The organism is Acinetobacter wuhouensis (assembly GCF_001696605.3).
GTDB classification, from domain to species: Bacteria; Pseudomonadota; Gammaproteobacteria; order Pseudomonadales; family Moraxellaceae; genus Acinetobacter; species Acinetobacter wuhouensis.
Genome location: NZ_CP031716.1, coordinates 1,186,339 through 1,198,550, shown reverse-complemented (window position 1 = coordinate 1,198,550; position 12,212 = coordinate 1,186,339). Strand labels below are relative to the sequence as shown.

The 12,212-nt window shown below is 40.1% G+C and carries 9 protein-coding genes, 1 tRNA gene and 1 pseudogene; 4 read left to right on the top strand and 7 right to left on the bottom strand.

Features of this window, described 5'->3' with window-relative positions:
• The first annotated feature begins 36 nt into the window (after positions 1-36).
• Positions 37-741 carry a CoA transferase subunit A gene (locus tag BEN71_RS06300; RefSeq protein WP_068974956.1) on the top strand — a complete coding sequence of 235 codons (705 nt, stop codon included), beginning with the start codon at positions 37-39 and terminating at the stop codon, positions 739-741.
• Between the two features lie 3 nt (positions 742-744).
• Positions 745-1,374 (top strand): 3-oxoacid CoA-transferase subunit B, encoded by a 630-nt coding sequence (locus BEN71_RS06295; protein WP_068974955.1) that lies wholly within the window; start codon positions 745-747, stop codon positions 1,372-1,374.
• A gap of 201 nt (positions 1,375-1,575) precedes the next feature.
• Here BEN71_RS06295 and BEN71_RS19310 read toward each other — a convergent pair.
• From BEN71_RS19310 to BEN71_RS06280, 3 genes and pseudogenes are all read right to left on the bottom strand, one after another.
• Positions 1,576-1,786: pseudogene (locus tag BEN71_RS19310) on the bottom strand (Arm DNA-binding domain-containing protein); the annotation flags it as partial.
• A gap of 194 nt (positions 1,787-1,980) precedes the next feature.
• A tRNA-Ser gene (locus tag BEN71_RS06285) sits at positions 1,981-2,070 on the bottom strand.
• A gap of 98 nt (positions 2,071-2,168) precedes the next feature.
• Entirely contained in the window at positions 2,169-4,202 is a 2,034-nt protein-coding gene (locus tag BEN71_RS06280; protein ID WP_068974954.1) for an NADPH-dependent 2,4-dienoyl-CoA reductase, read from the bottom strand.
• 235 nt (positions 4,203-4,437) lie between these two features.
• Here BEN71_RS06280 and BEN71_RS06275 point away from each other — a divergent pair, with 235 nt between their 5' ends.
• Positions 4,438-5,256 (top strand): hypothetical protein, encoded by an 819-nt coding sequence (locus tag BEN71_RS06275; protein WP_068974953.1) that lies wholly within the window; start codon positions 4,438-4,440, stop codon positions 5,254-5,256.
• A 68-nt stretch (positions 5,257-5,324) separates the two neighbouring features.
• Positions 5,325-6,140 (top strand): calponin homology domain-containing protein, encoded by an 816-nt coding sequence (locus BEN71_RS06270; protein WP_068974952.1) that lies wholly within the window; start codon positions 5,325-5,327, stop codon positions 6,138-6,140.
• A 60-nt stretch (positions 6,141-6,200) separates the two neighbouring features.
• On the opposite strand, the gene dld is transcribed toward BEN71_RS06270, so the two are convergent.
• The 4 genes from dld to lldP all read right to left on the bottom strand — a co-directional run bounded on the left by dld (position 6,201) and on the right by lldP (position 11,802).
• Positions 6,201-7,895, bottom strand: coding sequence for a D-lactate dehydrogenase (dld, locus tag BEN71_RS06265; RefSeq protein ID WP_068974951.1), 1,695 nt, complete (start codon positions 7,893-7,895; stop codon positions 6,201-6,203).
• A gap of 274 nt (positions 7,896-8,169) precedes the next feature.
• Positions 8,170-9,324 carry an FMN-dependent L-lactate dehydrogenase LldD gene (gene lldD / locus BEN71_RS06260; RefSeq protein ID WP_068974950.1) on the bottom strand — a complete coding sequence of 385 codons (1,155 nt, stop codon included), beginning with the start codon at positions 9,322-9,324 and terminating at the stop codon, positions 8,170-8,172.
• 2 nt (positions 9,325-9,326) lie between these two features.
• Positions 9,327-10,070, bottom strand: a complete 744-nt coding sequence (gene lldR / locus BEN71_RS06255) for a transcriptional regulator LldR (RefSeq protein ID WP_068974949.1) — start codon at positions 10,068-10,070, stop codon at positions 9,327-9,329.
• Between the two features lie 61 nt (positions 10,071-10,131).
• The gene (gene lldP, locus BEN71_RS06250; RefSeq protein WP_171404989.1) at positions 10,132-11,802 is read right to left on the bottom strand and encodes an L-lactate permease; all 1,671 of its coding nucleotides are present in this window, start codon (positions 11,800-11,802) and stop codon (positions 10,132-10,134) included.
• Positions 11,803-12,212: the final 410 nt, after the last annotated feature.

Sequence of the window (12,212 nt, the reverse complement as noted above, 5' to 3'; positions counted from 1 at the left end):
TAAATTGCAATCATAGAGAAGATTTGGAGTCAGCCCATGAATAAAGTTGTAGCCAATGCACACATCGCCCTTGCTGATGTTGTTAAAAATAATCAAACCATTGCAGTGGGCGGTTTTGGATTATGTGGTATCCCTGAAGTGCTAATCGATGCCTTAATGAATACTGGCGTTAAAGACTTAACATGTATTTCCAACAATGCAGGTATCGATGGGTTTGGCTTAGGCAAATTACTCGAAAAAAGACAAATCAAAAAAATGATCTCGTCCTATGTCGGTGAAAATAAAGAATTTGAACGCCAATTTTTAAATGGTGAGCTTGAAGTTGAACTTACCCCACAAGGAACTTTAGCAGAAAAACTACGTGCTGGTGGTGCAGGCATTCCTGCATTTTTCACTCAAACGGGTGTTGGAACTCTAATTGCTGAAGGAAAAGAAATACGTGAATTTGAAGGAACAGAATATATTTTAGAGCATTCTCTAACTGCCGATGTTGCTTTGGTCAAAGCCTATAAAGCGGATAGAGCAGGAAATTTAGTCTTCCGTAAAACCGCACGTAATTTTAATCCTGACTGTGCTGTAGCAGGAAAATTCACCATTGTAGAAGTTGAACAGATTGTTGAAATTGGTGAGATTGATCCTGACGATATTCATCTCCCTGGAATTTATGTCGATCGTATTGTACTCAACCCTCATCCTGAAAAGCGCATCGAACAAATGACTTTAAAAGCAACGGAGGCTTAAATCATGGCTTGGACTCGTAATCAAATGGCACAGCGTGCCGCTCTAGAACTTGAAGATGGCTTCTATGTCAACCTTGGAATTGGTTTACCTACTTTGGTCGCAAATTATATTCCTAAAGATATTAATGTTTGGTTGCAATCAGAAAATGGCTTACTTGGCATTGATGAGTTTCCAACAGCTGAAACAGTAGATGCAGACCTCATCAATGCAGGAAAACAAACGGTGACTGCGCGTCAAGGTGCCTCATTTTTTTCAAGCTCAGAATCTTTTGCCATGATCCGTGGTGGGCACGTCAACATCGCCATTTTAGGTGCAATGGAAGTCTCTGCAACAGGTGACCTTGCCAACTGGATGATTCCTGGGAAAAAAGTAAAAGGTATGGGCGGAGCAATGGACTTGGTTGCTGGTGTTCAAAAAGTTGTTGTGTTAATGGAGCATAATGCTAAAGATGGTCATCCTAAAATCTTATCGCAATGTAGTTTGCCTTTAACAGGCAAAGGCGTTGTGAGCCGTGTCATCACAGATCTAGGTGTAATGGATATTACAGCACAAGGAGTTAAATTAGTAGAATTAGCTGATGATGTAAGTCTTGAGCAAATACAAGCGGCTACTGGTGTACATCTCATCGCATAAAGTTTTGATGAAAACTAAATAGCTTGCAAAAGTCAGAATTTCAGGAGTTGATAACTGAATGGAAAAAGCATCATCTGTTGATGGTGTTGCAAAATATGCTGATTATATTTTACTCTTTCCTATCATAATTCTAGGCTAACATAATCAATTTATTAGTCTAGAACCTTGCTTTTTATAATCATTGCGAATTTCTCTTGCCTATTCTAATGTGATTTCAGAATATGTCCCGAGAAATAAGCCATTTTCAACTCATGAATGTTCGCGTGTAATTAAAGATCCAATATTTGCTACCATTAGAATTTATTCGTAAATAAAGATTCCCACCATCTGAAAGTTTATACATTTTATTAGGCTTAGGTTTTTCTTTCTAAACTTGTAACGCAGTCAATTTATTTATTGCACGCGTAACCATAAAAGATACACATAAAAGAAGCAGTAAGAAAAATCTTACTGCTTCTTTTACTACTTTATAACGACCAATTGTCACGGTTTGACAAATCACAACACAAAGTACTTTCTAATTTTAATATTGAAAATGATCATTTTTCTAGCATAAAAAAAAATCAGGCAATAAAAAACCCTTGTTTTCACAAGGGTTTTTGAATTTGGCGGAAGCGGTGAGATTCGAACTCACGGAGGACTCGCGCCCTCGTCGGTTTTCAAGACCGGTGCATTAAACCGCTCTGCCACGCTTCCATGTGCGCCATAATACGAAGCTTTTTCGATTATGACAAGTAAAAATTACAGCCAAAGCATTCAAATGCATAATGTTTCATCAAATGCCTCGATTTTTCTTAAAGTTTGGCTGCTATTTCAGCACCTTCACGAATTGCACGCTTTGCATCAAGCTCACCGGCTAACTTCGCACCACCAATAATATGATACTGTGCCAAGGTTAATTCACCCTCTTGCGGCATTAAATCTTTTACAGATTCCTGTCCTGCACACACCACGATTGTGTCTACACGAAGCAATTGATCATGCCCATTGGTTTCGATCCATAAACCTTCATTGGTCACTGCTTTATACTGCACACCACGCATCATACGGACTGCATGCTTTTTCAACTGCGCACGATGTACCCAACCAGAGGTTTTTCCTAAGCCAATACCCAATGGCGTAGTTTTTCGTTGCATCAAATAAATCTGACGAATTGGTGCTTCAACTTCAGCAGGCACAGAACCGCCTTCGGTCATATAGTTTGGATTAGGATCAACGCCCCATTCACGTTGCCAATCTGCCAAAGGCTGTGGTTGTGGCTGATGTTCAGGCTTCAATAAAAACTCTGATACATCAAAACCAATCCCACCTGCACCGATCACAGCAACACTATGACCCACAGGCGCACCGCGCAATACTTCTGCATACGACAACACTTGTGGTGCATCACTGCCTTCAATTTTCAAACCACGCGGTACAACACCTGTTGCAATCACCACTTCCTCAAAACCTTCACGTTCCAATTGTTCACGATTCACTTTGGTATTTAAGCGTAAGTCCACACCTGTTTTTTCGATTTGAACTTTAAAATAACGAATAGTTTCATGGAATTCTTCTTTGCCTGGCACAACTTTCGCCAAGTTAAACTGACCACCCACTTCATTGGAAGCTTCAAACAGAGTCACTTGATGACCACGTTCAGCCGCCACAGTTGCCGCAGACAACCCTGCAACACCACCACCAACAACTGCAATTTTCTTCGGTTTTTTAACTTTTAAATAAACCAATTCAGTTTCATGTGCTGCTCGAGGGTTCACTAAACAACTTGCACGTTTATTTTGGAATGAGTGATCTAAACAAGCTTGATTACAGGCGATACAGGTATTAATTTCATCAACGCGATTGGTCGCAGTTTTATTCACCCAAAATGCATCGGCAAGTAATGGACGTGCCATTTGCACCATATCCGCTTTGCCTGCTGCCAAAATTTCTTCAGCAGTTTCAGGCATATTGATACGATTAGATGCAATTACAGGCACAGAAACATGCTTTTTCACTTCTGCGGTATAATCAACAAATGCGGCACGAGGTACAGAGGTGACAATTGTAGGAACACGCGCTTCATGCCAACCGATACCTGTATTTAACAAGGTAATGCCTGCTTTTTCCAAAGCCTGCGCAACAGTGATCACTTCATCCATGGTGTTGCCATCATGGACTAAATCAAGCAATGACAGACGGAAACAAATAATAAACTTTTCACCGACTTTTTCACGGATCGCTTTCACAATTTCAACAGCAAAACGCATACGGTTTTCAATCGGACCACCCCAACGGTCTTCACGCTGATTGACATGGCGACTTAAAAATTGGTTCAGTAAATAGCCTTCTGAACCCATGATTTCCACGCCATCATAGCCGGCTTTTTTCGCTAAACTCGCTGTTTTTGCATAATCCTGAATAGTATCCAAAATCAGACTATCGCTCATTTGACGTGGTTTAAACATCGAAATCGGTGATTTGATCGGGCTTGCAGACACCACAAAAGGTTGGTAGCCATAACGTCCTGAGTGCAAAATTTGCATCAGAATTTTCGCACCATGCTTATGAACTGCATGCGTCACAAGGCGATGTGGTGCAACATCACCCAAGGTATTCATCGTACCACCTGCGGGTAACAACCAACCTTGGCGGTTTGGCGAAATACCACCTGTGATGATCAAGCCAACGCCACCTTTGGCACGTTCACCAAAATAGGCTGCAAGTTTTGGATAATTATAAAAACGGTCTTCCAAACCTGTATGCATCGAACCCATCACGACACGGTTTTTAATGGTCGTAAATCCCAAATGCAATGGTTTTAAAATATGTGCATAGCTAGTTGTCATGATGAATCCTTTTAGTTTGGCTTTGCAACTTGTTGCATATTACTTTATCGAGTTTTAAAAATTTTGTGATGACTATTTATGATATTTTCATGGTTGATTGTGTCAATTCAGCCAATCCTGTCAAGTCCAATCGCAGTCTTATCAAAGAGATCAATACAGCTTTACAACAATCACATATAAAAGTTCAGTTAGGCTAAACACACGAATAAAACTTAGAAATGAGAAGATCTTCCCGATGAGCCATCCTGTTTTTTTAACACATTCAATCTTTAACCACATGCCAATGGGCAGTGAAAATCAGTGGCATGATTTTTTTCATACTGCATCCTTTGAATTGGAAGCCGATGCTTTTATTCCGATTTTATGGTTAATGCTATTTCGTCAGGAAAATTTAAAATGGGCAAAATATACGGATGAATTTGATATTTCTAATGCCGATGTTCAAGTGGATTTAGCAGAATACCACGATCAATTTGGCGATGCACAATATGCCTATTTGGTGATTGATCAACAACAAGCTTTGGCAAATTTAACTGAACAAAAACCTGTATTTATAGAAATTTTTGGTGCTGAGAATATTGTACATTTTGAACAGTTTAATACACTCATCGAACAACATTTCCCACAATATATTTTACTTAGACCAAGTGGTTTGGCTCTAGATTTAAATGATGCCGACTTTCTCATACAACCATTACAACAACTTGAATATTTTCAGCAAGATCCATCACAGCACTTAGGTTTTGCGGAATTTCAACGCCAAGATTTAGCTTGTTTTGATGATCATCCTTATTATTTTCATGGCTCAAATCCGATGGAGATGATTACACCCACTCTCAAAGAAAATGTTGATGAATTAGAAGAAATTGAGAATATTAACACCACGACTGAATCATCAAATTGGGCGATTTGGATCTGCACAGCAATTGTTGTTTTAGCCACTTTAGCGGTTTATTTTACAAGCCAGTCGGTGCTGTATTCCGCTGTTGTATTCTTTGTCAGTGCATTTATTTTAGGTTTTATTTCATCGAAAATAGGGAACAAAGAAAATTGATCCAAAACATGAGTAGTGATTCGAAATAAACTCAATGTGAATTTCAAAATCAATATGAGAATAATAAGATGGGATTGTATGCATTTTTAGACAGCTGTGAATTGGATCATATGCCAAATGGCAGTCTGAACGAGTGGGACAGCTTAAAGCCGAATGCATTTTCATTGGAATGTAAGTCTTTTATTCCACTGATGTGGTGGTTACTCTATCAACAGGATAGTATCCAACATGCACGCTATGTCGATGAATTTGATATAGATGACCCACAATCCGATATGGCTCGTGAGGAATGTATCGAGGATTATGGTGATGCAACCTATCCCTATTTTGTTATTTCTCAATCTCAGGCTTTACACAATCTTATACGACGTAAACAGGGATTTTTAAGTATTTTCGGGCAAGATTTCTCAGCATATTATGATGATTTTTATCAGCTCATTGAAATATATTATCCGAACTATATTTTATTCAGACCCAATTATTTAGATTTATCTGAGCAATCAGAACAAGAGTTTCGAGATATACTTTTTATTTATGAAGCCTTAGAATCCATGCAGATCGAAGCTCATCAAAATTATTGGGACACAGTTCAAACTGATCTATCACATTGGGAAAGCGATTTAAGATATTTTCTGTTAGGTACACGCTATTCAGGCGAAGAAATCGAGCAACTTCAATATATTCAAAACCAATATTATATTGAACCTGCATCTAAAAAGAATGAACTGCCCGAATGGTTATCATGGCTACTCGCTATAATCATAGCAATCCCCGCTATCTTCGTTTGGTTCAAAACCCATTCTACTTTGTATACAGTCTTGGCTTTTAGTGTGAGTGCATTCCTCATCGGTATATTGCTCTTCCGATTATCATCACATAAATAAAAAAACAGCCTGATTAATCAGACTGCTTCAACTTTTATACAACCGTGTCTTAATGAACGACTATTTCCAGTTTTTTAACTTTGATGTATGCCCAATCCCGACATTAAAACTATTGGTCGGATCAAGTTTTTGATAATGATTTTTCAGTGCAGGTTTTGCCACATATAAATGCCCGACATTATGTTCCGCAGGATATTCAGCACCACGATCATCAAGTAAATGCCACATTGCATGCTCCATTGCCAAAGGATCTACACCTTTTTTGACAATATAATCCTGATGGAACACGTGACAAAGAAAATGACCATAATACAATTTATGAATAATTTGCTCATCCATTGCTTTCGGTAAAGTCTCAACCCATTCACGATCATTACGGCGAAGTGCAATATCGAGCGCGACAATATCTTCCACTTCTGAACGATGCGTATCACGATAACGAATTGCTGCGCCTGCGACTGCAAAACGATGTAAAAATGCTTTACGACCTTCTTCATCAGTACATCTAAAATAATTGCCCGAAGTCTTATCTGAAAAATACGTTTTTAAATATTGCTCAACCTGATCAACATCCTGATTTTCAATACGAATCATCAAATGATGTTCATACAGATCACGGAATTCATTCATGCGCTGTGGTAAATGATTCGGCAACATTTTGGTAAATATCTGCAAAACCTTATCAGATAAACCACGTAAACCGACTTTTTCCAGATAACCATCAACTTTATCTTTCATGGCAAATGCAGCAGGCACTTTTGCCGTACCGAATTTTTCAATAAACATAAAGCTGTCTTTGCCATATTCCGCACCAATATCATAGGCAACACGGTGGATATACTCACCTGCAATCGGCAAACGTGGCAAATCTTTCAATAAAAAACGACGAATTTCGGTCAAATCATCCTGTAAATTTGTACCTACATAAAACACCTGACTCGGAATCTTTTCAAAGGTATCCAGACGCACCGCAAATACACAGACTTTCCCTGCCGAACCTGATGCTTCAAATAGGCGTGATGGATCTGCATTAAAACGTGCAGGGGTATTTTCATCGACCTGTTTCACATCATGTGAATAACGTTGATCGGAAGCACAGCAACTTGTATTGTTAATAATGTCATTGCTTTGATAATTTTTATTTTCAAGCGAAGTTAGAATTTGCTCAGGCGTTTCACCCAAATTCACGCCTAAATGATTCACTAACTCCAATTCACCTGAATCATTGACTCGTGCATATAAAGCCAGTTCTGTATAAGCAGGACCACGGCGCACCAATGCACCGCCTGAGTTATTACACACTCCACCAAGCACCGATGCACCAATACATGAAGAACCAATCACAGAATGCGGTTCACGATTAAATGGTGCTAAATCTTTTTCAAGTTTATCCAGTGTCGCACCTGGTAAACAAATCACTTGTTTACCCTCATTAATAACCTGAATACCCATCAATCTTCGGGTACTGATCAACACCACAGGACGGTCATAGTCATCACCGAATGGCGTTGAACCACCGGTCAGTCCTGTATTAGCAGCCTGCATGATCACCACACAATCCGCTTCAACAGCCGTTTTTAAAACCTGCCATTGCTCCAATAAACTGCTAGGTGCAACAACAGCAAGCACTTGTCCTGCACCATAACGACGCCCTTGCCGGTATAGACGCGTATCAGCATCGTCAGTTAAAACATATTGTTTCCCAACGATGTGAATAAGGTTTTGAATGGTGTTTGAAGCTGATTGGGTTTGCATATTATTTCCTGCCCATTGATTTTTAGGCTTTTCAATAAAGCTTTACTTTTAAATAACACACTAATTGAAACTGAATTAATCACTATAGTTGCTATCGTGTGGCGGCATGGATGCCGCCGTTGGGCGGGGGTATAGGACATACCCCTCGCCCAACAAAGGATTTTTGTTACTTTTGATCCCTCAAAAGTAAGGCATAGCCTACACAAATCAATTTAAACTTTTAATACCACTTGGGGCAGTGCAAGCCAATAAAATTACAACTTATAGAATCAGATTATTCAGCTAACTCTTTCTCTAACTTCACCAAACAATCCTCAGTAATATCTGCAATTGTTTTCGCACCAGTTAAAGTCATCGCTACACGCATTTCTTTATCAATCAAATCAAGTAGATTTGAAACACCCGCACCGCCTGCTGCACCCAAAGCATAAACAAATGCACGACCGAGCATACAAGTATCCGCCCCCAAAGCAAGCATACGCACCACATCCAAACCGTTACGAATACCCGAATCCGCAAGGATTTTAATATCGCCTTTGACTGCATCGGCAATCGGAGGAAGCGCACGCGCAGAAGATAAAACACCATCCAACTGACGACCACCGTGGTTCGACACCACAATACCATCTGCACCGAAACGTACTGCATCTTTCGCATCTTCAGGATCAAGAATACCTTTGATGACCATTGGACCATCCCAAAATTCACGAATCCACTCAAGGTCTTTCCATGAAATAGAAGGATCAAAGTTATTACCTAACCAACCAATATAATCTTCTAAACCCGTTGGTTTACCGAGGTATTTAGAAATATTACCCAAGTCATGTGGACGACCCATCATGCCGACATTCCATGCCCAATGTGGATGGAAACAAGATTGCATATAACGGCGCATCGCTGCATTTGGACCACTCATACCAGAGTGTGCATCACGATAACGTGCACCTGGTACAGGCATATCCACAGTAAAAACCAATGTTGAACAACCTGCTGCTTTAGCACGCTCCAAGGCATTTTTCATAAAACCACGGTCACGCAACACATATAACTGAAACCACATCGGACGGTTAATTGCAGGAGCAACTTCTTCAATTGGACACACAGATACGGTTGATAAAGTGAATGGAATACCTTTTTTATCTGCTGCAACTGCCGCCTGAACTTCACCACGACGTGCATACATCCCTGTCAAACCCACAGGTGACAAAGCCACAGGCATCGACAAAGTTTCATCAAACAGTTTGGTTTCTAAACTGAGTTGTGACATGTCATTTAAAACACGTTGTCTTAACGCAATTTTTGATAAATCTTCTACATTACGCTTCAAGGTATATTCTGCATACGCACCACCATCGATATAGTGGAATAAAAATGGCGGTAAACGACGACGCGCGGCTTCACGGTAATCATTCGCAGAAGAAATAATCATAACTATATCCTGTTCAATCGGCTGGCACGCTGACGACGGGCTTCTTCCTCATCAATCATCCGCACCTGCTGTACTACAAATTCTATATGTCCACAGACTGCATTCCGCGCAGCTTCTGGATCATGACGTTCAATTGCATCCATCACCTGAAAGTGCTGATCACGCAACTGATCATAACGACGAGCTTCGGTATAGACTTTTCGTCGTCCCAAAACCACGTTGAATTGCAACAGATCAAATAAACCACGCATCATCTGAATCAGCACCAGATTATGCGATGCCTCTGCAATCGCTAGATGAAACTCAGCATCTGCCATTGAGGCTTTATCATCATCACCCAAAGATTGAAAATGGGTAATCTGATCATAGCAATAGCGAATTTTTTCCAGATCCTGTTCAGTTGCCCGCTTAGCGGCATACCAAGCTGTTCCACCCTCAAGTACCATTCGAGCTTCCTGCACATCAAAACGATAAGCAGGATCTTCATCAATCAAATTACTTAATGGCTCAACAATCTGATTCTGTGACCAGTTCACAGGCAATTGCTGTAAAAAAGTCCCCGCTCCGACTTTGCTGACCAGCATGCCCGTACTGGTCAGTTGCGAAATGGCCTCTCTCAAAGAGGAACGGGATACACCGAGTTGCTCACACAACTTACGTTCTGCTGGCAGACGATCTCCGACTTGCATATTTTTTTCTTCAATCAACATGCGAAGGTTTTGTACCACTTTGTCGGAGACTTTCATCTGCTGTCCTTAGTTTTGCATCAGGTTTGTGCAATACCGTGAAAATTCATAATCATCAAGATCATGGAATCATCCACGGGAACACATAGGCTTGTAGAGTAATGATAATACCAATCATCACGGTAAATGAAATACTGTGTTTTACCGTAAAACGGAATAAATCAGACTCTTTACCCACTAAACCTACTGCCGCACAGGCAATCGCAATTGACTGAGGAGAAATCATTTTTCCTGTTACCCCACCACTGGTATTGGCAGCAACAAGTAACACTTCTGGCACACCAATTTGCTGTGCAGTGGTTGCCTGTAATGCTGAGAACAACGCATTTGCAGAAGTATCCGAACCTGTCAGGAATACCCCTAACCATCCTAAGAATGGTGAGAAGAAAGTAAACGCCTGACCTGTATGGGCAAGTGCCAAAGCAAGTGTTGCAGACATCCCTGAATAGTTTGCGATGAAAGCAAAAGCCAACACCATACCAATGGAGTAAATTGGAATTTTTAACTCATTTACAGTTTCACCAAATGTTACGATTGCTTCTTTCGGTTTCATTTTGAGGAAAATAATGGTGATAATCGCTGCAATCACGATCGCAGTCCCTGTTGCAGAGAACCAGTCAAATTTATAGATCGCATCGTAGTCCTTAATTTCAGGAACCACAGGCGGCATCTTTTGCACCATCTGATGCAAAAATGGCACTTTGATTGAAATCACCAAGTCAGCTAATGCACCATCTTTAGCAAATAAATCTTTAAATGGCTTAATACTCCAGACCGTCACCATTGCCGTTAAAATTGCAAATGGAGACCATGCTTTCGCAATTTGTGCGATGGTGAATTTCTTCTTACGTTCTTCAGCTAAATCAATCGCAGGCGTGCCTTCTTCATTTTCAAAACGGAAAATGTGTTTAGGTTGCCAGTATTTTAAAAGAATCGTCAAAGATACCAATGATGCAATTGCAGCGGTAATATCTGGAAGTTCAGGACCGACAAAGTTTGAGGTTAAATACTGTGCCAAAGCAAAAGAACCACCGCCCACAATCACTGCTGGCCACGTTTCTTTTACGCCACGCCAACCATCCATAATCGCCATGATCCAGAACAATACGATCGGTACCATGAATGGCAACTGACGACCCACCATCTGACTGATTTCCATGGTGTCTACACCTGAAACCTGCCCTGCGACAATAATTGGAATACCCATTGCACCAAATGCCACAGGTGCAGTATTCACAATCAGGCAAAGACCCGCAGCATAAAGTGGCTTAAATCCAAGCCCGACCAATAATGCAGCCGTAATTGCAACTGGCGCACCAAAACCTGCCGCCCCTTCAAGGAAAGTACCGAAAGCAAAACCCACGAACAGCATCTGTAAACGTTGATCTTCAGTAATCGACATGATCGAAGAACGAATAATATCGAACTGCCCTGTTTTTACCGAAACTTTATACAGGAATACTGCGCCGATAATGATCCATGCAATTGGCCATAGACCATAAAGAAAGCCGTAGACCATTGAAGCCAAAGCCATTGCGATTGGCATTTGATAGGCAAAAAGCGAAACGAATAAAGCCAATACAACTGTAATTGTTCCCGCAACGCTTCCTTTCATGCGGAATACAGCAAGGGCTAAAAAGAAAAATACAATTGGAATAAGTGCGATGGCACTGGATACCCAGATATTGCCCATCGGATCGTAAATTTGTTGCCAATGTTGAAGCATTGTCATCTCCTTGAAATGCTTGCTAAAACGTCGAATGTGGTCTGATCAGCCAAGTATTTCACAACAATTGGTATGACCAATTAAAAATTTAAAACAAAAAAATAGCACTTTGTGCGCCTTAATAATAAAATCTGGCATTTTAAAGATCAACAAATTATTAAAAATAAAATATTGGTCAGACCAATAAAAGCATGTTTTTCGCCTATTTAATCACTATTTTTAATTGGTTCTGAACTCAACAATTACTAAAAACCACTGTTTTTGTTTATATTTTCTATTTAAAGCAAGTTTTTATAAAACTTTAGTCGTATCTGGCTATTTTATTAAACAATTTTATAATGTGCGAAACATATTTCAAAGACTTAAAACTCAATGGTAATAAAATATTGGTCTGATCATTTCAAAGTCACACCAAT